This window comes from Rhizobium leguminosarum (assembly GCF_001679785.1).
GTDB lineage: Bacteria > Pseudomonadota > Alphaproteobacteria > Rhizobiales > Rhizobiaceae > Rhizobium > Rhizobium leguminosarum_R.
Window position 1 is genome coordinate 337,625 of sequence record NZ_CP016286.1, and the last position, 19,413, is coordinate 357,037.

27 protein-coding genes are annotated in these 19,413 nt (G+C 58.7%); 15 read left to right on the forward strand and 12 right to left on the reverse strand.

Annotation, left to right across the window (positions count from 1 at the left end; all coding sequences use genetic code 11):
- Nucleotides 1-21 precede the first annotated feature (21 nt).
- On the reverse strand, nt 22-423 hold the full coding sequence (locus tag BA011_RS01835) for a hypothetical protein (protein WP_151343375.1): 402 nt from the start codon (nt 421-423) through the stop codon (nt 22-24).
- Between the two features lie 111 nt (nt 424-534).
- Here BA011_RS01835 and BA011_RS01840 point away from each other — a divergent pair, with 111 nt between their 5' ends.
- The 6 genes from BA011_RS01840 (at nt 535) to BA011_RS01865 (ending at nt 4,902) form a co-directional block, all read left to right on the forward strand.
- The gene (locus BA011_RS01840) at nt 535-1,680 is read left to right on the forward strand and encodes an acyltransferase family protein (RefSeq protein ID WP_065282372.1); all 1,146 of its coding nucleotides are present in this window, start codon (nt 535-537) and stop codon (nt 1,678-1,680) included.
- 96 nt (nt 1,681-1,776) lie between these two features.
- On the forward strand, nt 1,777-2,031 hold the full coding sequence (locus BA011_RS01845) for a hypothetical protein (RefSeq protein WP_065279230.1): 255 nt from the start codon (nt 1,777-1,779) through the stop codon (nt 2,029-2,031).
- Nucleotides 2,006-2,470, forward strand: a complete 465-nt coding sequence (locus BA011_RS01850; protein WP_065279231.1) for a lysozyme — start codon at nt 2,006-2,008, stop codon at nt 2,468-2,470. Before BA011_RS01845 ends, BA011_RS01850 begins: the two co-directional genes overlap by 26 nt.
- A complete protein-coding gene (locus BA011_RS01855; RefSeq protein ID WP_065279232.1) occupies nt 2,470-2,832 on the forward strand; it encodes a hypothetical protein in 363 nt (120 codons plus the stop codon). The genes BA011_RS01850 and BA011_RS01855 overlap by 1 nt, the downstream gene beginning before the upstream one ends.
- 19 nt (nt 2,833-2,851) lie before the next feature.
- The gene (locus BA011_RS01860) at nt 2,852-3,064 is read left to right on the forward strand and encodes a hypothetical protein (RefSeq protein ID WP_065282373.1); all 213 of its coding nucleotides are present in this window, start codon (nt 2,852-2,854) and stop codon (nt 3,062-3,064) included.
- On the forward strand, nt 3,061-4,902 hold the full coding sequence (locus BA011_RS01865; RefSeq protein ID WP_065279233.1) for an SGNH/GDSL hydrolase family protein: 1,842 nt from the start codon (nt 3,061-3,063) through the stop codon (nt 4,900-4,902). The genes BA011_RS01860 and BA011_RS01865 overlap by 4 nt, the downstream gene beginning before the upstream one ends.
- A 30-nt stretch (nt 4,903-4,932) precedes the next feature.
- Here BA011_RS01865 and BA011_RS46060 read toward each other — a convergent pair whose 3' ends face one another.
- Nucleotides 4,933-5,058 (reverse strand): hypothetical protein, encoded by a 126-nt coding sequence (locus tag BA011_RS46060; protein WP_257785316.1) that lies wholly within the window; start codon nt 5,056-5,058, stop codon nt 4,933-4,935.
- A 132-nt stretch (nt 5,059-5,190) separates the two neighbouring features.
- Between BA011_RS46060 and BA011_RS01870 the strand changes: the two genes are divergently transcribed.
- Nucleotides 5,191-5,619 (forward strand): DUF1515 domain-containing protein, encoded by a 429-nt coding sequence (locus BA011_RS01870; protein WP_065279234.1) that lies wholly within the window; start codon nt 5,191-5,193, stop codon nt 5,617-5,619.
- Between the two features lie 125 nt (nt 5,620-5,744).
- Entirely contained in the window at nt 5,745-5,930 is a 186-nt protein-coding gene (locus BA011_RS01875; RefSeq protein WP_065279235.1) for a hypothetical protein, read from the forward strand.
- A gap of 602 nt (nt 5,931-6,532) precedes the next feature.
- On the opposite strand, the gene BA011_RS01880 is transcribed toward BA011_RS01875, so the two are convergent.
- The 8 genes from BA011_RS01880 to BA011_RS01910 all read right to left on the reverse strand — a co-directional run bounded on the left by BA011_RS01880 (nt 6,533) and on the right by BA011_RS01910 (nt 9,694).
- Nucleotides 6,533-6,733, reverse strand: coding sequence for a hypothetical protein (locus BA011_RS01880; protein ID WP_017993327.1), 201 nt, complete (start codon nt 6,731-6,733; stop codon nt 6,533-6,535).
- A gap of 310 nt (nt 6,734-7,043) precedes the next feature.
- The gene (locus BA011_RS01885) at nt 7,044-7,226 is read right to left on the reverse strand and encodes a DUF3606 domain-containing protein (RefSeq protein WP_027664969.1); all 183 of its coding nucleotides are present in this window, start codon (nt 7,224-7,226) and stop codon (nt 7,044-7,046) included.
- Nucleotides 7,227-7,341: 115 nt separating this feature from the next.
- A complete protein-coding gene (locus tag BA011_RS01890) occupies nt 7,342-7,578 on the reverse strand; it encodes a hypothetical protein (RefSeq protein WP_017959490.1) in 237 nt (78 codons plus the stop codon).
- Nucleotides 7,579-7,792: 214 nt separating this feature from the next.
- Nucleotides 7,793-8,236, reverse strand: a complete 444-nt coding sequence (locus BA011_RS01895) for a pyridoxamine 5'-phosphate oxidase family protein (RefSeq protein WP_065279236.1) — start codon at nt 8,234-8,236, stop codon at nt 7,793-7,795.
- 85 nt (nt 8,237-8,321) lie between these two features.
- Nucleotides 8,322-8,468 (reverse strand): hypothetical protein, encoded by a 147-nt coding sequence (locus BA011_RS44090; RefSeq protein WP_186806492.1) that lies wholly within the window; start codon nt 8,466-8,468, stop codon nt 8,322-8,324.
- Nucleotides 8,469-8,539: 71 nt separating this feature from the next.
- Entirely contained in the window at nt 8,540-8,902 is a 363-nt protein-coding gene (locus tag BA011_RS01900; protein ID WP_065279237.1) for a hypothetical protein, read from the reverse strand.
- 79 nt (nt 8,903-8,981) lie between these two features.
- Nucleotides 8,982-9,245 (reverse strand): DUF1488 domain-containing protein, encoded by a 264-nt coding sequence (locus tag BA011_RS01905; RefSeq protein ID WP_012756525.1) that lies wholly within the window; start codon nt 9,243-9,245, stop codon nt 8,982-8,984.
- 146 nt (nt 9,246-9,391) lie between these two features.
- Nucleotides 9,392-9,694 carry a hypothetical protein gene (locus BA011_RS01910; RefSeq protein ID WP_065279238.1) on the reverse strand — a complete coding sequence of 101 codons (303 nt, stop codon included), beginning with the start codon at nt 9,692-9,694 and terminating at the stop codon, nt 9,392-9,394.
- 190 nt (nt 9,695-9,884) lie between these two features.
- Between BA011_RS01910 and BA011_RS01915 the strand changes: the two genes are divergently transcribed.
- The gene (locus tag BA011_RS01915) at nt 9,885-10,289 is read left to right on the forward strand and encodes a hypothetical protein (RefSeq protein ID WP_027664973.1); all 405 of its coding nucleotides are present in this window, start codon (nt 9,885-9,887) and stop codon (nt 10,287-10,289) included.
- A gap of 70 nt (nt 10,290-10,359) precedes the next feature.
- Nucleotides 10,360-10,734, forward strand: coding sequence for a hypothetical protein (locus BA011_RS01920; RefSeq protein WP_065279239.1), 375 nt, complete (start codon nt 10,360-10,362; stop codon nt 10,732-10,734).
- 142 nt (nt 10,735-10,876) lie between these two features.
- Here the strand turns inward: BA011_RS01920 and BA011_RS01925 are convergent, their stop codons facing one another.
- Nucleotides 10,877-12,382, reverse strand: a complete 1,506-nt coding sequence (locus BA011_RS01925) for a DegQ family serine endoprotease (protein ID WP_065279240.1) — start codon at nt 12,380-12,382, stop codon at nt 10,877-10,879.
- Nucleotides 12,383-12,982: 600 nt separating this feature from the next.
- Here BA011_RS01925 and BA011_RS01930 point away from each other — a divergent pair.
- From BA011_RS01930 to BA011_RS01940, 3 genes are all read left to right on the forward strand, one after another.
- The gene (locus BA011_RS01930; protein ID WP_065279241.1) at nt 12,983-13,972 is read left to right on the forward strand and encodes a LacI family DNA-binding transcriptional regulator; all 990 of its coding nucleotides are present in this window, start codon (nt 12,983-12,985) and stop codon (nt 13,970-13,972) included.
- A gap of 19 nt (nt 13,973-13,991) precedes the next feature.
- Entirely contained in the window at nt 13,992-14,417 is a 426-nt protein-coding gene (locus BA011_RS40990; protein ID WP_237352550.1) for a GNAT family N-acetyltransferase, read from the forward strand.
- 126 nt (nt 14,418-14,543) lie between these two features.
- Nucleotides 14,544-15,464 (forward strand): LysR family transcriptional regulator, encoded by a 921-nt coding sequence (locus BA011_RS01940; protein WP_065279243.1) that lies wholly within the window; start codon nt 14,544-14,546, stop codon nt 15,462-15,464.
- A gap of 204 nt (nt 15,465-15,668) precedes the next feature.
- Here the strand turns inward: BA011_RS01940 and BA011_RS01945 are convergent, their stop codons facing one another.
- Nucleotides 15,669-16,622, reverse strand: coding sequence for an NmrA/HSCARG family protein (locus BA011_RS01945; protein WP_065279244.1), 954 nt, complete (start codon nt 16,620-16,622; stop codon nt 15,669-15,671).
- Between the two features lie 620 nt (nt 16,623-17,242).
- On the opposite strand from BA011_RS01945, the gene BA011_RS01950 reads away from it, so the two are divergent.
- Nucleotides 17,243-18,499, forward strand: coding sequence for a polysaccharide biosynthesis/export family protein (locus tag BA011_RS01950; RefSeq protein ID WP_237352552.1), 1,257 nt, complete (start codon nt 17,243-17,245; stop codon nt 18,497-18,499).
- Nucleotides 18,500-18,673: 174 nt separating this feature from the next.
- Entirely contained in the window at nt 18,674-19,390 is a 717-nt protein-coding gene (locus BA011_RS01955; RefSeq protein WP_017959502.1) for a glycosyltransferase family 2 protein, read from the forward strand.
- Nucleotides 19,391-19,413 lie beyond the last annotated feature (23 nt).

Below are 19,413 nucleotides of genomic sequence, written 5' to 3' on the forward strand. Positions count from 1 at the left end.
CGTGCCATGTGATTTTTAACTCTAGCTCCTTCTCAGCCTGACCAGCGGATGGGCGAGCCGCGAGGTCAATCTACTGGCGTTGAAGGCAGCGCTTAAGCGGCGATCGACGCGGCGGCCGAGACCGAGCGCCTGGAATACATCTCGGCCGGCGCCGGCCAAGCTCTGACCTATGCGGAGAAGGCAGATCAGGCTGGCGCCTATCTGGAAGCGGCCGCACCTGTCGACGAGGATTATCCGCTGCTCGTCGCCGAGATCGGCATCACGGGAGCAACGACCGCAGAGGTCGCGAACGTCATCAATGCAAGCTTTGTCGCCTGGCAGACGATCGGGGCGGCGATCGAGGCCACACGCCTTGGGACTAAGAAAGGCGATCGACGCGGCAACCGATGCAGAGGCGGCCATAGGGGCAGCGACCGTTGTCAACTGGCCATCGTGATGCACCGCATACAATAAACTCTGACGCGGCTAACGTTTAGGAGCACTTTCAATCCCGGTAGGATTGCGTTATTCCGCCGAGAGACGGAGGGATTGGACTTGGATGCTCCTGCACATCGAGAGTTAGACATACAGGCGCGCGGTCGCATACGCGGTTTAGATGGACTTAGAGCAGTATCGCTACTTCTGGTGCTGATGGCTCATTGGTCACCGCTTCCCTATCTTAACAACGTCGCCGAATGGGGGCGAGGCGGGCTCGTAGTTTTCTTCGTCATCAGCGGTTTTTTGATCACGAGAATACTTGTCGACTTAGCCGGCCGAAGGCGTGAGGTTGAGGGGGTGCAGCTTCTCAAGGGCTTCTATGGCCGCCGATTCTTCCGCATTCAACCCATCTATTATCTGGCACTCGCATTTGTCATTTGCATATCGCTGAATAGCGCTGTGCGGGAGGATGTGATTTATCACGTCTTCTTCGTGCAGAATCTTTCAAATGTGTTGCTACGAAGCGATATCGGAACTTATGGACCAGCCGCCCCGTGGTGGTCGCTTGCTGTTGAAGAGCAGTTCTATGTTTTCTGGGCGCCAATCGTCATCTTTCTCCGGCCGAATGCTTGGAGGCTTTCGCTATTGGGAGCATTTGCCCTTGCGATCGGCTGGCGCGCTTTTGCCTGGTATGCCGATCTTGGGCAGGCGAATGTGCTCGTCACATTCGGAAATCTGGATTCGCTGGCTGCTGGTGCAGCGGTCGCCATCGTCATTTCGACAGGCCGGATTACGCCCGCGGTGTCGCGCTGTTTCTCCGTAATTCTGACGGTTGGCATCGTGGGACTCTGCCTGCTGTCATTGACGGAGATGAGCGAAGGTATACTCGCGTTTCGGACTAGCTTTGTTGGCAAAGTACTTGCCGACGTGCCGGTTTATATGATCGCCTCATCGCTGATATTTTTCTTGGCTGTCGGCAGGGCGACGACCGCAGCGAAGGTTATGGAAACCCCGGTTCTAGTGTTCATAGGCAAGCGTAGCTATGGTGCCTATGTCTATCATCAGGTCGTGAACTACACGTTCTTTTTCTTCGTGACACCCCATTGGCTGGAGCCAAGTTTCGGCGTGAAGCCTCAATTGCATGGTCCCGGTGAGTTCTTAGTTTTCACGGCAATAACGCTGCTGCTCGCAGCCCTGTCCTACAAATACATCGAGCAGCCGATATTCAGGCTTCGTGATCGGATCTATCCGACTACTCGATAGCGTTCGTTGAACGTGTCGCCTTACTGAATAACCAAAAGACGTCGCCCGTCTCCTTCGACACGGGTGCGTCGCCACATCCAAAATCCGGAGCCTCCCATGCTCGTCCATAACTGGCGCGAGGTGCTGAAACGCGCCTGGAGCGTACGCCTCATGGTGCTCGCTCTGCTCTTCATCGTCCTTGAGCCGATCTACACCTTCGTGGCCGCAACCTGGGTAGCGAAGAACATCTACATCCAACTCGGCATGTCGATCGTCACCGGGCTTATCACCCTCGCGGCAATCATCGCCCGCATCTTCGTCCAGCAGAAAATCTCAGGAGACTTGAATGGCAAACCGCCTGCAGAAGGGTAGTGCCGCCGCGGCCATGGCCGTGGCGCTCGTCGGATCATTCGAGGGGCTGCGCCAGAATGCCTATCCCGATCCGGCGACGCAAGGAAAGCCGTGGACGATCTGCTATGGCAGCACCAATGGCGTGAAGCCGGGGGACCGCAAGACGGTGGAGCAATGCAAGGCGCTCCTGGCGCTGGAGCTGCAGACCTATGCCGGCGGCATCGAAAGCTGCGTGCGCGTGGCCCTGCCGGATGCGCGCTTCGTGGCGCTGACCTCCTTTGCCTATAATGTCGGCGTCAAGGCGGCCTGCGGCTCGAGCGCAATCAGGCTCATCAATCAGGGCAGGACGGCTGAGGGCTGCGAGGCGCTGTTGAAGTGGAACCGCGCGGCCGGCATCGTCTTTCCCGGCCTTATCAGGCGCCGGCAGAAAGAGCGCCAGTTCTGCCTCGAGGGCATCTGATGTTCGGGCTCCTCGACACGCTCAAGATGGGCGCCGGCCTCGCCGGTGGCCTGATGCTCTATCACCTCTATGCCGTCTCGATCGGCTATCCCTCGGCGGCAAGGCAGGCGCGCGCCGGCTATGTCCTTGTTGCCGAGAAGAGCGCAGCCGAGGCCCAGGCGGCCGAGATGGAACGCCAGCGCAACGCCGCCGCCCAGGCGACCGAAGAGCATCGCAAGCGCCTCGCCGCTGCCTCGGCCGCCGAGCAGGCCGCCAGAGACACACTCGAAACCGAGATCCAATCCTATGAGCTTCAGCTTTCGGAAAAGAACCGCGCTTGCGCTGTCACTGCTGCTGATCGTCAATGGCTGCTCCGCCACTGAGCGATTGAACAAGGCGGCGGTGACGAAGGGGCAGGCGGCGGCCGGCCTCGCTCTGCCGCCGTTGCCGGACGATCTCCGCCGGCAGGAAGCGCATGCGCCGGTTGTCGAAGGCGAGCCCGTCATCGCCATCCTCGCCCGCGAGCGGCAGGCGCTCGACCGCGCCAATGCCCGCCAAGTGCGCACCATCCAATTCTACGACGACCTCACCAGAAAATACGGAACACGCCGATGATGAACGCTATTTCGCTTGCCCTTGCGAATCCGATGCTGAGAGGTGGAGGCGGGGCGGGCGGCGACCCCGATCGCTACATGTTCTTCGCGACCCGCAATCGCATGCCGTCTGGAAACATCGTCACCGCCGCATCCGGCACGAATTATGTCTGCAGCAAGATTGTCGTCAACACGCCGCAGTACAAGACCAGGACCTTCCGCTTTCACCTCTCGGGCTTCGCCTCGACAGAAGGCGGAAACTCGCCGCAGGAAACGGTCGTCACCGGCACGATCGGCACGCCCGGTAATTCAGTGGTCGCCGATGCGATGTTCATCAGGGTCGCAGGCGTCTTTTATCAATGCACCTTCGCCGGCCTGAACACGGTGACCGTCGCCGATCAGACGAATGGCGCCTGGACGGACGAGCTGACCATTCCCGATGTCGCGCCGGAAAGCGAAATCGAAATCTGGCTGTTTTATCATACCGCCGTCGGCGAGAAGATCTGGCCGGTCTACCGCATCCAGAAGCATCGCGGCGAGCGCGTCTGGGGTGCAGGCGATCTCGCCACGCTGCTCGCCTTCAAGGACACGCCCCTCGCCGACAGCACGGCGGCACTCGATATCAATTACGCGACCGTCACCCAGCCGCAATATTACGGGCCTGACTTCATGGTCGCCAAGGGTGATTGGGATGGAAGGCCGGTCGTTCTCGGCCTTGTGGACAGCATCGGTGAGGCGCGCCAGCAGTTTTCCGCCGCTGCCGATGCGCGCGGCAATCTCGGCTGGTTGCGCCGCTGGCTCGATAGGGATGGCGGCATCGGCCGCATTCCGCATCTGATGATCGGCATGCCGGGAAACGGTTCGGTGCGAGAGCTCACCGGCACCGGGGCTGCGATCGCGACCCGGCGCTGGGCCATTCTCGACGAGATCACCGCCTTCAACAACAACAAGAAGCCGTTCACCGTCATCGCCAACCAGATGGGGCAGAACGATACGGCCGCCACCTACACGCAGTTCTTCAACACCAACTATAGAAGCCTGGTGACACGGCTTCGGGCGCGCTACCCCGGCGTCAAAATCGTCGCCTTGCCGCCGCTCGGCCGCACGGTTTCCACCCGCGCGGTCACCCTGACATCGGTCGGCACCGTCGTCACGGCAACCATCGCGTCGGGCATCAACGGGCTCGCGACCGGCCAGACGGTGTCGATCTCCGGCGCTGCGCAGACGGAGTATAACGGCAATGTGGTGATCACGGTCACCGGGCCGAACAGCTTTACCTATAATTTCGCCGGATCGGCGACATCGCCGGCGACCGGCACAATCACCGCCAACGATCTCTACCTCAGGGCCGCCTACCAGAGCTTCTCGGCCAACAACACCTGGCCGGCGGACGGCACGGATGCCTCGGGCAAATGGCGGCTGCGCGCCGATATCCTGGCGAAGACCTCGGCCTGCTGCGACGATGCGATCGATACCTATGCGGCCTGGGTTTCCGGTGAAAGGGATGGCGTCTGGCCCGGCATGCTGGAACTGCCGAGCACGGTGGTGACCGTGCAGTCGGGCACGGATGGAGTCGCGACCTACACGACGATCGAAGTGGCGGATGCCAGCATCTTCGGGCCGGAGCAGGAGATCAGCACCTATGCCGGGCCGGATGGCCTTGCCCGCCTGTCGACCACGTCGATCGGCAGCGTCTCCGGCAATATGATCACCATCTCGATCCCGCGCTCCACGGTGCTGCCGGTCGGCTCCATCGTGCGGCCGAGCGTCACGCCGGATGGCGTTCATCCCTATGGCGTCGTGATCGACCGTAGCGCGGGCGGCATTCCCCAATCCGAGAAGGTGAAATTCAATCCATAGGCGGAGGCAACGAAGGGGCCTTCGGCCTCGTCACTTCGGCTCCGGCTGCTGGATGACCGGCGGCGGCGTTTCGCTCTTGCCGCTGCCTTGAATGAACGGCTTGATCACCGGGATGCTCAGGATCGACGCGACCATGACCCCGATGATGATCATCAATAGCATTCTCATGGGCGCCTCGCTTCAGATCGATTGAGCTGTCTTGCGGCATGTATACGCCTCTTCGGGAATCCGAAGATTCAACATCCCTAGGCTGAAAACGTTCCATCCCACAACAGAGCACCGATAGAGATGACATCCAATGACGATATCCTGCGCGCCCTCGGGCGCGTCGAAGGCAGGCTGACCGGCATCGAGGAAAACGTGGCACTTCTGCGCAACGAGGTCGGCGACGAAAAGGCCAATGCCCATGACAGCCGCGCCGTGATCCACAAGCGGCTCGACGAGCAGGCCAGGCAGATTGCCCAGCTCGATACCCGGGTGGCGATCAGCGGCGGCGCGGATGTGCATATCCGCGAGGAAATCAGAACCCTCAAGGAGACCGTCGAGAAGAACCAGGAGGCGGCGGGGCCGGCGCTTGAGGAGTGGAAACGGATGAAGACGATCGGCTACGGAATATCGGGGTTGATTGCCTTCGCCGGCCTGACGATCGGCGGGATGATTGCTTATGCGAGCGATGGGGCTGTGGCGGCTCTACGGCATTGGTTGAAGATCAATTGATCGGCGAGCACCAGGGCGCCAGCAGAATCACGTGCCCCAACCGAAGCAAACAGATTCCTAAATTTTAGGCATCGCTAACGAACAAATCTGCGCCCTGCTGGTTTTCCTCTCAGGAGGAAACAGACATGAAGAGCATGAGCAATCGCCAAGTTCGCATTCCCGGCCCGCGAGAGCACGATGTTGCGGAGCATTGCCGCAAGTTTGGGATTAGCCCGGCAGAGGAGAAGAAGCTGAAGAAACTTCTCGGGCCGCGGGCGCCGCTGCATGAAATCCAGGCCAATGCTCCGCCGCGGCAGCCAAGGTGGCGTTAGTCCAAGCGCGAAGCGGTTTCCCCGGGAATTGCATGAGGCAAAAGGTCAGAGCGGTTCAGCTTCCATGAAAGCTGAACCGCTCTGAGTCGTGGGGTCGCAAAAGGCTGTCCATCTGATCGTTTCACGCCGCATTACGGCATTGATTCAAAGATTGAGCGAAACGGAGCAGCGCTGCGAATGTGGGTAAAAGAGATTCTATTGCCGGGCTTTTCAGTCATCGATTTTGTTTAAGATGTGGGCCGGCTGCTCGGCCTGCCACACTCCGATCCACTCAAAGCCCTGCTCCGGCAGGGTTTTTTGTTGGCGTTGTCGTGTGCCTATCGATTTTCACCCGGGCCGGAGTCTATTGGTGTGCCGGCCGAATCTTGTCGGGGCAGGTGCCGATGGCCCTTCCACGGATTTTTCGGGATCGCGGCGCCGTCGCTCTGCCGGGAACTTCCGGCAATATCAGGGGTTTTGCCGGCGGATCGCGCGGCAGGTCTCGTCTCCTGTACCACTGCTACCCCTGCAGTTGCTGCGCGGTCCACTGATCCAAGACGGAAGGCTTTCTCCCGGCGATCGCCGGGGCGCAAAGCCAAACAGCTGCGCGCCCGGAAAGCGTGTCAGTGCCGTGGTTGCCGCGACAGCATCAGAATGTAATCGTCGGCGATATCGGCAACTACCATGGCGGCTTCCGCGGCCGTGTATCCCCTGCCGATGGCGTCGCTGACGATCTTCATCACAGCAGGTTCAAGCGCTTCCCGGCAGTCGGACAGGCTTTCGACATGCGGGCATTTTGGACGAAATTCCAAGACATTATTCATGGCACACCCTCCATTTGATTGAGCTCGGGACCTATGAAGGCAAGCCGGCCTCTCCCCAGAAAGGCGGCTATGGTTCCGGCGAGCTGCCTCAGGAACCAGAAGCGTTATCGTGACGCTACGATGGCATAGGAGCCGATGTATTCAAGCGCATGCTGATATTAAGGTAAGCCAGTAGGGTTAATTCGTTCGTCGATGTTGCATCGTGGCATCGCCGGCAGTTGCAAAGCCGGCAGTCGCGAATACATGTCAGCCAAAAGTTGCAGCGGTTTTGGGATGACGACATATTCAAGTCTGCCAGGCTATTTAAGCTTTAGGCGCTGATGCGCCGGCCGGCCTTGTCCGCCTCCTTGCGATTGGCGCCGTGCTTTTCGATGATGGCTTTGGCATCCTCGTTGGAAATGCGGTGTTTCTTCGCGAAGTAAATGACGTCGTAGGGGGCGTCAGCCACGGCCGCTTTGGCGGGCTGGATCTTTTTCATTGTGTCATTGGTCATGATTTTTCCTTCCATGGAAATGTTGAGCTGGACGTGCCAACGCCGCCTCCGGAGCGAGGATCGGAGAACCGGCGCTTCAAGTCGGCCTCAGTCGAAGAACTGGCTTGGTGCCGTCCTATCGATGCGCTCGGGCCGTCATATGTTTTTCCCAGATCTGCGTTGCCTGCGCTGCCGTGCCGGTCTTGTGAAATCGCAGCAGGTGCAGTCCTTCGTTCCGTCGTTTTTCATTAAAGGCGCTGTTTTCGTAGTCGGTGCCTTCGACAATGCTCTCGCTTTGAAGAACGGCCTTCAATTCCTGCACATAATGTCCGGTGATGTTGAAAAGCGCTTCATTCTCAGGTGCGTCTGTCATCGTTTTCCCTATGAGTGGTCGCGTGGCATTGAACGCAGTGCTGCGGTTCAGCTGGCCACGTTGGTGGATGCATCAAGCAATCCGCGCCCCTATGGGAAAGGCTGGTATCGGACAGCGTTTAGCTGGAGGTGTCTGTCTGGAGTTCCATATATCATGCAGCAGCGCACCCTTGCCAATCAAGGATTAAGGCGCGGCGAGTCTGAACGCCCGCATGTTAAACTACTTGCCTCCCCGATACCACCTCAATCGAAATGCCGAAGAATATGGAGGGAGCAGGGCTGTCTTCGCTTTCCGAGTTTAAGGCAAGCGATCCGGGTTCCCACCAGAATGGTTGCTTCTGCAGGAGAGACCAGGCGTGGAGGCGTTCGTCATGCCGGGCCGGCGTATCGGTCAGCTCATCATAGGTGCCCTGAACAAGCACGCTTTTCCATGTTCGATTTTCGCCGAATTCTTCAACCTGAACACAGGCCGGTGAATGGGCCCGCAATAGGTCAATCTTCAGGCCCGGCATGGAAAATACGAAAAGCCGGTCTTTTTCAAAAGCATACTGAATGGGAACGATGTAGGGATATTTCTCGCCCAGGCATGCCAGGTGGCCACGGGTGTGGCTTGCCAGAAAGGCGAGGCAGTCTTGTTCACCCATTTCTTGCAGTTGCATCGCGTTATCCAATTCCGTCAGCGTTCAGCCCTTAGTTTGATAGGCAACAAAGCGTCTTCGGCTCGCGGCAACAGTCTTTGCAGCGCTACCAGAACACATCGTTGAGAATGATATAGACGATAAAGACCAGACAGATTGCTGGTGTCGATTTCACCAGGAAGTCGATATACCGGAACCTGCCGATATGCTGAGCCAGGCGTTTCCACGAATGGATGTTTACCGTGGAAGACATGATGCCCTCCTTTGGTTGGGGCCGGGGAACTCTGATTACCCCGGGAAGCAGCGCCCGTTCACAAGCTGCCACTACACCAAATATGGGCGCCAAACATCTGCGCTACAAGGCGTGGCGGATTGCCGGTCCGGCAGAGAGGTCCCGCTGCTGTGCACGATCGCAAAGGGCGGCGCGGAGGTGCCAGGATTGCTGGGCACGTCCATAGAGGATTGCGCTTCTACCTCAACCATCGCTTCGATCAGTTTCAGCCGATCGAGCTTCCGCCGTTGATCGTCGTAGAGCCTGCTGAGCAGCGCATAGGCCGGCCCGGAGGGTCTGCCTTTGCGCAATAGTTTCCTGATCACCATTTCCTGATCGGCAACGCGATGCGCCGCCTTCACGATATGGCGACGCGCCAGTTTCAGGTCTTTCGGGCGGTATCGTGTGGAAACCATATGCCTTGCTCCCCCTGTCTCATCCGGCAGTAGCAGGATGGTGGCCATTTCAGTTCACCGGCCGCACGCCTTCTCGCGATCAGCGAAAATCTGCAGCCGTGAGCGTGAAGTTGTTTCCGCGTCGATGCTGATAGGCTCTCGATGCGGCCTCCTGAATGGCAGAGCGCGCTGCATCAAAGGCATTGAGATAGGCGGCTTCGGAGGAGTTCTGGGTGATCGCGCTGCCGAGGGCTGCCTCTTCGACCAGAAACCGGACTTCGAACATGCCGTCATAGCCGGTGAAGCGGACGCCTTTTCGCGCTTCGTCGAAGCTGCGGCTTCTGTTGGGAAAAATAAGTGCCATTGTGGTTGATCCTTGGAAGTGGGCGGGAGCCGCTGTGCGGACCTCGAACCCGGCGATGATTATCGATGCACGGCTGGCCGGAACGGGCAGCTTGATGCCAAATGGTTGGCAATCAGCCTGCCGCCATGCCCGACCGTCGGCAGGTCTTAATGAATCGTCTGGACGATAACCCGGTCATCGAGCAAAGCTTGCGACGTCTTGATCAAGCGCACCGTACCAGTGATGATCTCGTCGGAATAGACAGGGTCCGCGCGCGAAATCTCGTCCGTCATATCGCGGAGGACTTTGTTTATCTCCAGCAGAGGCGGCACAAGGTCCAGCAATCCGTCGGCGGCCAGCCCGTGAGCCAAGCCTGCGATCACCTCTCTGAGGTGATCTATGAGCGCTCGCCGTTCCGAAACCGCCAGTGCCGACGGCTTTGTGAGGGTCGCTTCACCGTTCAACTGCATGATGCGTATCCTCCTCTCTCTAAAATGGGTTCCGCCACGCCATTATCAATGGCCGCCACCGAATGAGGTTGCGGTCAGATGGCAAAGAGCGCAAGCTGATCTATCGGCGGGCACGATACGGGCACCGCTGCTTGGGGCGCGGCAGGAAATCTGCCGCCAGTCAACCCTAGCCCCAACGAAGGAGGACGCCATGTCTTCCACATCAGATCAGTTTTTCGGCGTCGGCAATTTGAGGATGCTCGATCGTATCCTGCGAAAGGCCGGCTTTCGCGGCGGCGAAACCCACGCGGCCGATGAGGGTGAGATCACCGCCACAAGTTTCCTCATTGATTGCTTCCAGATGGGGATCGTCGATGAGGCGGCGTTGAAATCGGCGCTGAAAATGTATCTCGCGACACAGTTGAGCTCAGGCCCGCTTCCGCAGGCAATGGAAGACGCCTCATTTGCCCGATGGCAGGATGACGGCGGCGCCCCGGTGAAAGCCTATCGGATCGCGCGGTATACGGCGTCCGGGCGTGCGGACGCACCCCTGCGGCCGCCAGCCTACCGCTTTCCCAAAACCAGGCTGCCTGAACGATTGTCCGAGATCCCGTGAACGTCCTGCCGCGATGTCGCCGGCACCCCCGATCGATCGTCGCGATGACATGACGAACAAGGAAGAAGACATGTCTGGGATTCACGCAGATCAAAAGGACAGGGCCAGGAAAAGCAAAATCATCGCCTTCCTGCGGAAAATCGCAACCTTGGGCCCGACTGCAGACGATCTCATAGCGCAGGCGCGTCAAGCGCGATCATCGTCAGCGGAGGAGGGGATCGATAGCGCCGATGGGCAAGCCTATGGATTGGCGCGTCCACACAGAGGTCCGTTCGATAACGCGACGGCATTCAGTGCTTCCACCTACGACCATGATCTCCCGACGCGGCAGCAATTGGAGGCCGCGCAACGCAGCCACTCCGATGCGGTAAAGCAGCAAGAGGCAAACCGCCAAACAGGCAAATTTCGTAGGCGTGCAAAGCGGACGAAGCTGAAATCTCCCTGAGCAGGAGATAGAGGGGTGGACGGCGCCCTATAGATCTTCACCGACTGAGCGGTGCTTGGCTTCAAGGTCTCGCCGCTCCGGTCCGTCGAAAAGCCCGCGTCAGGCAGGCTTTCCCTGTTTGCAGCAACAGCTCAGGCTACCGTCAGGCCGCCCCAAACGGCACGGCGACGAAGGTCTTGTTGCCGTCGCGCTCGACAAGCAGCAGCACCGACTTGCGGCCGGCCTTGCCGGCATCGGCGATTGCGGTCTTGACGTCGCGGGCATTGTGGACCGGTCTGTCATTCACCGAGACGATGACATCGCCGGACTGAATGCCGGCGGCAGCCGCAGCCTTGTCCGGGACGACCTTGGCGACCACCGCGCCGCTGATCGAGTGCGGCAGGTTGAGCTCTTGGCGCACGTCGGGTGTGAGATCGGCAAGGCCGATGCCGAGGCTCGGCTGGCCGGTGCTCTGGCCTTGGACGTCGGGGCTTTCGGCCGCCGCCTCCTTCTGGCCTTCCTCATTGGTGCCGACGGTGACGTTGAGATCGATCGTCTTGCCGTCGCGCCAGACGCCGAGGGATTTTTTGGCGCCCGGCGAAAGGTCGGCGACCAGGCGCGACAGGTCCTTCGGCGTCTTGACGCTCTCGCCGCCGACTGAGGTGACGATATCGCCCGGCTTCAGGCCGGCATGCGCGGCCGGCGTATCGGCAGTGACGGCGGCAACCAGCGCGCCGCCGGTCTTGTCGAGGCCGACGGCATCGGCGACATCCTTGGTGACCGGCTGGATCTGCACGCCGAGATAGCCGTGATCGATCGAGCCGTCCTTCTGCAGCTTGGCGACGATCGCCTTGGCCTCGTCGGAGGGAATGGCGAAACCGACACCGACGCTGCCGCCGTTCGGCGAATAGATAGCGGTGTTGATGCCGACGACATTGCCGTTGCGGTCGACCAGCGGACCGCCGGAATTGCCATGGTTGATCGGCGCGTCGATCTGGATGAAATCGTCATAGGGCCCGCTGTGCAGGTCGCGGCCGCGCGCCGAGACGATGCCTGCCGTCACCGTGGTGCCGATGCCGAAGGGGTTGCCGATCGCCAGAATCTGGTCGCCGAGCTTCAGCCTGTCGGAATCGCCCCAGGCAACGGTCTGCAGCGGCTTGCCCGCCCCTATCTTCAACACGGCGACATCGGATTTCGGGTCGGTGCCGATCAGCTTGGCCGGCAGTTCCGTGCCGTCATCCAACGTCACCTTGATGTCGACGGCATTGTCGATGACATGGTTGTTGGTGACGATCACCCCGTCGGGGCTGATGATGAAGCCGGAGCCGAGCGCCATCGCCTGCTGCGAAGGCCGCTTTTGCGGTGCCTGGCGCGGCAGCGGGATGCCCTGATCCTCGAAGAACTGGCGGAACTGCTCATCCATCGGCGATTCCTGCTCTCCGGCGCTGACATCGGTCGCCTTCATCGTCGTGGTGATGGTGACGACGGCAGGCTTGTCGGCATCGACGATGGAGGCGAAGGAGCCGCTCGGCGCGAGAATGCCGCCGGTATCAGAGGGCGCGGCAACGGCATTGGAGGCGTTGATGGCGAAGGGCAGGCAGGCTGCGCCGGCGATGATGGCGGCCCCGACAAGGGTTGCGGTGCGATGGTTGCGGAGGATGTGTGACATGGTGGTGATCCCTTGGGCGGTTGTCCCGTGCGAGAGCGTTGGCTTTGGATGGCGTCGTGGTTCCATGTCCTGGGACCTGGCGTCGGATGGCGTTTGGCGCCAATTCCTCTTGGGAACGCGCCGTCGTCGGGGGCGGCGACCGGGGGAAGAGAAGAATTGGCGCTCGGGATTCATATGATCCCACCAAGCGGATTTACAAATTAAAGTTTGATCATGTTTATATTGCCGATTTGTAAGCTAATGACTGGAACTTAATCTTCGCTCACCCAGCGTTTGAGCGGCTCAAAAATTCCGGCCTGATTTTGCTTCGCTGGCGGCCGCCACGATGTTTTCATTCGAAAATAAACGCACTTTTTCCAGGAGGCGGTGATCCGATCGCCGCATGCGCCCGTAATTTGCCGACAGACGATCCCGCTGCCGTTTCTGTAAATTATATTCCGGGATCCTGTTGCGAATATAAAATGTTAGTAGACTCTAAATTATTTCTTCTTCAGAAAGTAAAGATCGCGAATCGAGGGCAAGCGAGACTCGCGGGCTAGATATAACGGGGCGGTGGGGACGGCAGTGGAGCGGGGGCGGAAGGGCAGGCGCGGCGCGCATGTGAAGTTGAGCGATGTGGCGAAGAGGGTGGGGGTCAGCCCCATCACCATTTCGCGCGCGCTTCGCAATCCTGAAATCGTCTCGGAGGATCTGCGCGAGGTTATTCTGCGCACGGTAGACGAGATGGGCTATATCCCCAATCTTGCCGCCCGGGCGCTGGCCGGCCGCCACAACGGCACCGTCGGCGTCATCACGCCCGCTTTGCACCGGCCCGCCTTTGCAGGCCTGATGATCGGCATCGAGGATCGCTTGCGCGCCACCGAATTCGGTGTGCAGTATTCCAACACGCTCCACCATGCCGATCGGGAGGCCGGCCAGCTGAAATCCTTCCTGATGCAGAAGCCGGCCGGCGTCATCATCGCCGGTGCCGAATCCTATGATGATCTTCTGCCGCTGATCGAGAATGCCGCCTGTCCGATCGCCCACATCACCGATCTCAGCCAGGAGCCGGAAAGGCTGGTCGTCGGCCTTGATCATCATGCGGCGGGCGCCGAACCCACCCGTTTCCTGCTGTCGAGGGGCTATCAGAGGATCGGCTTCATCGGCGGCAGCATGGATATTCGCTCGCGCCGCCGCCGCGAAGGCTATGAGGCCGCGATGCGCGAAGCCGGCCGTTTCGATCCCGATCTTGCCATCGGCGCGGATGCGCCGGGCACCACCGGTCTCGGAAGGGAATTGTTGACCCGCCTGCTGGCGCGCGTGCCTGATGTCGATGCCGTCTTTGCCCAGAACGACGAACTGGCGCTTGGCGTGCTCATCGAATGCGGCGTGCGCGGCATCCGCGTGCCTGAGGATTTCGGCATCTGCGGCTTCAACGATCTGGAATTTTCGGCCTTCACCGAACCGTCGCTGACGACGGTGCACATACCGCGCTACGATATCGGCTACCGCGTCGCCGATATGCTGCTGCGCGCCGTCCGCGACGAGCCGCCCGGCGAAGACAAGGTCGATTGCGGCTTCTCCATCATCCCACGCGGCTCGACGCGGTAATTTGGTACGGTCTGCGACGATGATGGAGCGAGCTTTGCTAAGAAGAGCGGTCATTTCAGACGTCCCTCGACTTAAGGCTATTCGGGCATCCGTCACTGAAAACGTCCTTGGCGATCCGTCCAAAGTCCTCGATGTTCACTATGAATGGTTCGTCGCAAACCCCGGCATTTTCGTGTGGGAAGAGCAAAACGAAATTGTCGGCTTTTCTGCCGCTAATCCACGAGATGGCAGCATTTGGGCGCTTTTTGTTGTTCCCGGATTTGAAGGAAAAGGAATAGGTTCCGTTCTCTTCCGCGAAGCTTGCAACGTTTTGAAAGCCGCCGGTGTCCACCGTGCCTGGCTTACAACCGATCCAAACACGAAGGCGGAGCGGTTCTATCGGAACTCGGGATGGGAAGTGGCCGGGACGAAAGACAATGAGCTGCTCTTTGAGCGCACCCTCTGATCCATCCGTTGTGCGGACCTCGCCAGCCTCGCCGGAATATGCCATCGAACTGCCGGCGCATGCTCGAACTAGCCATAGCCCTGATTATTCCCTATACCGAGGGAATGACGATCACTGTGCTGAAAAATGGATAGTACGGGACTGTCTCTGGACAGAATGCGCACCTTTGTCCGCGTCGCCGAACGCGGCAACCTATCGATGGTCGCAAGAGAGCTGGGTGTCGGTCAATCCACCGTGACGCGGCATCTCAATGAGCTTGAGGAGGCTGTCGGCGTCCCGCTTCTCAGCCGAACCACGCGTCGCGTGACCCTTACCGACGAGGGTAGCCGTTATTATAGCAACTGCCTGCAGATATTGCGCCTGGTCGAACAGGCTGCTGAAGAAGCCAGAGATGCCCGTCAGGCCCCCGCGGGTGCTGTCCGGCTTTCCTGTACTGCAGCGCTCGGTGTGATGCACATCACGCGCCTGATCTTTGATTTCCAGGACAAGCATCCGGACATCCGGGTCGACCTCAACCTGACGGACGAGCGGATCGATTTGGTTCGCGAAGGCGTCGACGTCGCACTCCGTCTTGGGCCCCTCGCCGACAGCGCGATGAAACTTCATGCGCTCGGAGAAAGCCATCGGCTGCTGGTGGGCGCTCCGGCCTATTTGTCCGCCCACGGACGGCCGGAGCGCCCAGCCGATCTGTCCCGCTACGAAACCGTCATAATGTCCAATGTGGCCGGCAGCGATCGGCTCGTTCTTTCCTCTCCCGATGGCGCAACGCTGATGATCCCCGTCAGTGGCAAGTTGCGCGTCGATCACGGGCTTGCGGCGCGCAAAGCCCTTGCCGCCGGGCGCGGAATTGGTCCCGCACACCTCTGGTTGGTTCACGATCTTCTCGACGACGGTCAGCTCGAGGTCTTGCTTGGCGACTATCGTCCCGCACCGGTTCCTGTGAGCTTGCTGATCGTTCCGGAGCGCGCCGCCATTGCCCGCGTTCGGCTTCTCGTCGATTTTCTTGTCGCCGAGGTTTCTAAATTGCCGGGAATCCGACCGTCGTGATTTAAAGCATGTCGAGCAAAAGTGTGCAGCGGTTTTGCCCTACGACATGCGGAAAAACAAAGAGCTAGAGCGGTTCAGCTTTCAACGGAAGCGCAGGACCGCTCTAGCCTTTTTATTTTTACGCAATTCCAGGAAAACCGCTTCGCACTTTTCCTGGAATTGCTCTAGAGCGCGACAAGCGAATCCGAAAGATCGCGACGCGCTTTAGAATCTAAAAGATTGTTTATCGCCACGCCACCCCGTCTTCCGCAGATACTGCTCCCAGTTGAGCGTATCGGGGTTCACCCGACGGCTCCATTCGAGGTCATGCTCCTTGCCGAAATATCCATATTCGACAGCATATTCGACCATCCCGAGAATCTCTCGAACGAGAAGTTCGTTGGCGGCAAACTCTGGAAAATAGCGCAGCAGGCCATCCCTGGTGAAAGCGTTTCGATACTCGGCCTTGAGCCCGGTCACGCGCTGAAAGGTTTCGACCATCTCCCGCGGGGAAATGATGTCGCCAAGGATCGGCAGTGTTTTGCCGTTGTAACGCTCGGGGTTTGAGAAAATTTCGAGGACGACCGGCCCGGTAGCCGTCAGCGGATCGACAAAAGGCGCTCGGAAATCTTCCGGAAGATAAATCGGCAGGAGCAGCCTATCGCCCTCCATCCGCGGCACATAATATTCAAGAAGATTGGTGTAGAAGAACGCCAGCATGACGAAGGAATGAGAGATAGGCAGGCCGCGAATATGGTCTGCAACGCGCGCCTTGTCGGTAAAATGCGGCGCATACTTCGTCCCGCCGGTGATCTTGTCGACATTCTCAAGTGTGCTGAAAACAATATGCCCGACGCCGGCCTCCACGGCGGCATCCGCCAGTTGCCGGCCGAGCGGAGCCTCGATTGTCTCCGGCGGGGCGATCGGCGGCGTCATCAGAAATGCGCCATCGGCACCTTTGAAGGCAGCAACGAGGTCCTTCTGCAGGCCAAGTTGGAGAGGCACGGTGACGATTTCAGCGCCGAGCTCCTCCAGACGTAAAGCTTCAGGCGAATCCTTTTTCCGGGTGAAAGCTCGCACCCGGAAACGTTGGCTCTGAAGCAGTGCAGCGGCGACGCTACGCCCTTGTTTGCTCGTTGCACCGGCAATCGCGATAAGCGGCTTTTCATCTGCAGACATAGAGCTTTGAACCTTTCCCTGTCATTGACGCCGGCTACGATGCCAGGCGTTATTTTGCGGGAGAGCGCTCGGCCTGTGCCGAGGACCCACTCGATTGCGGGCAACCCTATCGCAACAAGTTCTATGGCTGTAGATCTCTGAAATACATAACATAATGCCATTTTCTGGATAAATGGACACCAGCCCGGCCCGGATACAAATCGTTCGCCATCCATCGCGACGGCGCAAGTGTCGTTCTTGAAACCATTTCTCATCAGACATCTCTTCGCCAATGGCGGCTCTGATGGACTAAAGCTGAGAGCTACATTGCAAAGTTCACCCTGCTGATCGTCAAATAAACCGATAAAGCCAAGGGTTTCGAAGTGCTGCCCGGTCGCCGCAAGATATTACTTTCATTGAATTCTTTTCGACTTAGGATCTTAGCCTGTCTGGCAGATGTATTAATCATTGTTAAGTACTGTTGAATATGGTTAATATTATGTTAACCTTAAAGAGATCAAGGGGCGTTCAGCGCTTTCAAAGCGGAAATTCGAAACATGAAGCTTTCGAAGATAATATCTCCAGCGAGGCCTCAATATAGGTCGAGAATCGGTTCTCGCCTACATCAAACAATACTGTGCATGGTGTTTGCAGCAATTGTTCCATTGGCGCCAGCAGCGGAAGAGTTACCTTCGCCTACGGAAGTGGTCTCGGTTGTGACCCCTGGTGAGACTTCGGCCCGGCAGCCTCAATTGTTGCGTGACGGTCTTCGCTCAGGCGATAAATTGAATCTCGCATTTTACGAAAGCTTGGCCTCCGTCGAAGATCGCTGGACGGGCTCGCGGGGTACGGTTCCCTGGAACTTTTACCAGCGCCCCGAGCTCACTGGCGAATACGTCGTTGAAGCGGACGGAACGATTGCGCTTCCGCTTTTGGGACGCTTTCCGGTTCGAGGGCTTCCTCCGGCGGATGTGGAGGCGATAATTCTTCCTTCGTACGAAAGTTTGGTCGGCAGAAAGGGGTTCGTGAATATCGTCAAGATTGAGCACCAGCCAATCTATATTACCGGCCCGGTTCGTAATCCTGGCTCGTTTCGATATGTTGATGGCATGACTGTTCTGCATGCCGTTGCGCAAGCGGGTGGCATGGCTGCGAAGAGTATCGAGCCATGGCAGAGCGTGGAAATTACACGCCAGATCGAGCGGTTGAAGGCTGGGCTGGCCGATCTGAAGCGGCTTGCGTCGCGAACCGAGGTGCTCAGGGCAAAGCGCGATTCCGTACAAATTGCCAGCATTGGCACGCTTGTTCTTGGTCCCGATCCCGACGCTCAAAGGTTGCTGGATGATGAGACATGGCAGCGCCAATTGGTAACGACGAGCAAGGATGCGCAGAGCAGCGCTTACGCAAAATCTGTGGCCAATGCTCAGGCCGATCTCGATCTGCGTCAGGCACGCGTCGGTAATTATGATGCCACCATTCGGGTCCGTCAGGATCGGCTGGCAAGTATCGAGAAATTGGCCAAAAACAAACTTGTCACCAGCATTGAGTTGACTCGGGCACAAAGCGAACTGACCGAATCGGAAGATCGAAAGCAGCAGGCCGTCATCGATGTCGAGAGCGCGAAGCAACGGCTGGCGGCAGCGAAACAGGACGTTGAGCGCGATCGTATCGAACGCGAGATCGAGATCGAAAAGTCGGCAGCGGATGCCGAAAGAGGCCTATCCACGGCGTTGAAGACGACCGAGAGCGATCTTGAAATTTTCCGGTCGATGGTATCGTCGAATGATAGCGCCGGTGTTGAATTTGAAATCGTTCGGCCTGGACCGAATGGTGTCATCGTCGAACCTGCGACCGAAGAAACGGTCTTACAGCCAGGCGATCTGATCAAAGTACATTGAGGCTTAGCCGCATACTCTTCCCGACTGGGGAGAGTTTAGTCCTCCTCTCGGCCAAAGAGCTCAGGGGCATCGTCGATTTGCGATTTGTCACGCGGTCCAAAAGGCCAAGGAGAGCTTATGTCTACAATCGAAGCTTTAGAATCCTCGCATTCCTCAATGCCGGTCCAAGGTCCGATGTTCAAGTTGCCAAGGACCTCACTCGTCATTCCAACCTTGAACGAAGCGGAAAATATCAAGCTGCTTTTGCCCCGCATACCGACATGGGTGCATGAAATTATCATCGTCGATGGGCGATCGACAGACGGAACGCCGGACATAGCGCGAAGCATGCGCGATGATGTCAAGATCGTACTTCAGCCTAAGAAGGGCAAAGGCATCGCATTGCGGACGGGCTTCGAAGCCGCATCTGGCGATATGATCGTGATGCTTGATGCTGACGGGTCGATGGATCCCTACGAAATCATCCTGTTCGTCGCGGCTCTTGTTGCAGGTGCGGATTTCGTCAAGGGTTCGCGCTTTATGCAGGGTGGCGGCACCAGCGATATGACAGTCATCCGCCGTTTCGGCAATCTGGGCCTGACCCTCCTGGTCCGGATGCTCTATGGCAGCTCTTTCAGCGATCTGTGCTACGGCTACATGGGCTTTTGGAGACGGCATGTTCCCTTGCTGCGTGCCGATTGCGACGGCTTCGAAATTGAGACGCTGATCAATTTGCGGGCCCTGAAGAACAAGCTCAAAATCATGGAAGTCGCGAGCTTTGAATCGGAGCGTATCTACGGCGTCAGCAATCTGCGTGCCCTTCCGGACGGCTGGCGCGTGCTGAAGACGATCTTCCGAGAACGCGTCAGTACGCCGACGGGCGTCCAAGTCCTCGAGCAGGGCATGTCCTGAGGTCCGGATGTAATTGGCGAGGC

Bases quoted from the DNA above. Each gene is read 5' to 3' on its own strand.
- BA011_RS01845 (WP_065279230.1), top strand. From the start codon at position 1,777: ATGCTCGTCCATAACTGGCGCGAGGTGCTGAAACGCGCCTGGAGCGTA.
- BA011_RS01850 (WP_065279231.1), top strand. From the start codon at position 2,006: ATGGCAAACCGCCTGCAGAAGGGTAGTGCCGCCGCGGCCATGGCCGTG.
- BA011_RS01855 (WP_065279232.1), top strand. From the start codon at position 2,470: ATGTTCGGGCTCCTCGACACGCTCAAGATGGGCGCCGGCCTCGCCGGT.
- BA011_RS01865 (WP_065279233.1), top strand. From the start codon at position 3,061: ATGATGAACGCTATTTCGCTTGCCCTTGCGAATCCGATGCTGAGAGGT.
- BA011_RS01870 (WP_065279234.1), top strand. From the start codon at position 5,191: ATGACATCCAATGACGATATCCTGCGCGCCCTCGGGCGCGTCGAAGGC.
- BA011_RS01875 (WP_065279235.1), top strand. From the start codon at position 5,745: ATGAAGAGCATGAGCAATCGCCAAGTTCGCATTCCCGGCCCGCGAGAG.
- BA011_RS01880 (WP_017993327.1), bottom strand. From the start codon at position 6,733: ATGAATAATGTCTTGGAATTTCGTCCAAAATGCCCGCATGTCGAAAGC.
- BA011_RS01885 (WP_027664969.1), bottom strand. From the start codon at position 7,226: ATGACCAATGACACAATGAAAAAGATCCAGCCCGCCAAAGCGGCCGTG.
- BA011_RS01890 (WP_017959490.1), bottom strand. From the start codon at position 7,578: ATGACAGACGCACCTGAGAATGAAGCGCTTTTCAACATCACCGGACAT.
- BA011_RS01895 (WP_065279236.1), bottom strand. From the start codon at position 8,236: ATGCAACTGCAAGAAATGGGTGAACAAGACTGCCTCGCCTTTCTGGCA.
- BA011_RS44090 (WP_186806492.1), bottom strand. From the start codon at position 8,468: ATGTCTTCCACGGTAAACATCCATTCGTGGAAACGCCTGGCTCAGCAT.
- BA011_RS01900 (WP_065279237.1), bottom strand. From the start codon at position 8,902: ATGGTTTCCACACGATACCGCCCGAAAGACCTGAAACTGGCGCGTCGC.
- BA011_RS01905 (WP_012756525.1), bottom strand. From the start codon at position 9,245: ATGGCACTTATTTTTCCCAACAGAAGCCGCAGCTTCGACGAAGCGCGA.
- BA011_RS01910 (WP_065279238.1), bottom strand. From the start codon at position 9,694: ATGCAGTTGAACGGTGAAGCGACCCTCACAAAGCCGTCGGCACTGGCG.
- BA011_RS01915 (WP_027664973.1), top strand. From the start codon at position 9,885: ATGTCTTCCACATCAGATCAGTTTTTCGGCGTCGGCAATTTGAGGATG.
- BA011_RS01920 (WP_065279239.1), top strand. From the start codon at position 10,360: ATGTCTGGGATTCACGCAGATCAAAAGGACAGGGCCAGGAAAAGCAAA.
- BA011_RS01925 (WP_065279240.1), bottom strand. From the start codon at position 12,382: ATGTCACACATCCTCCGCAACCATCGCACCGCAACCCTTGTCGGGGCC.
- BA011_RS40990 (WP_237352550.1), top strand. From the start codon at position 13,992: ATGATGGAGCGAGCTTTGCTAAGAAGAGCGGTCATTTCAGACGTCCCT.
- BA011_RS01940 (WP_065279243.1), top strand. From the start codon at position 14,544: ATGGATAGTACGGGACTGTCTCTGGACAGAATGCGCACCTTTGTCCGC.
- BA011_RS01945 (WP_065279244.1), bottom strand. From the start codon at position 16,622: ATGTCTGCAGATGAAAAGCCGCTTATCGCGATTGCCGGTGCAACGAGC.
- BA011_RS01950 (WP_237352552.1), top strand. From the start codon at position 17,243: ATGGTGTTTGCAGCAATTGTTCCATTGGCGCCAGCAGCGGAAGAGTTA.
- BA011_RS01955 (WP_017959502.1), top strand. From the start codon at position 18,674: ATGTTCAAGTTGCCAAGGACCTCACTCGTCATTCCAACCTTGAACGAA.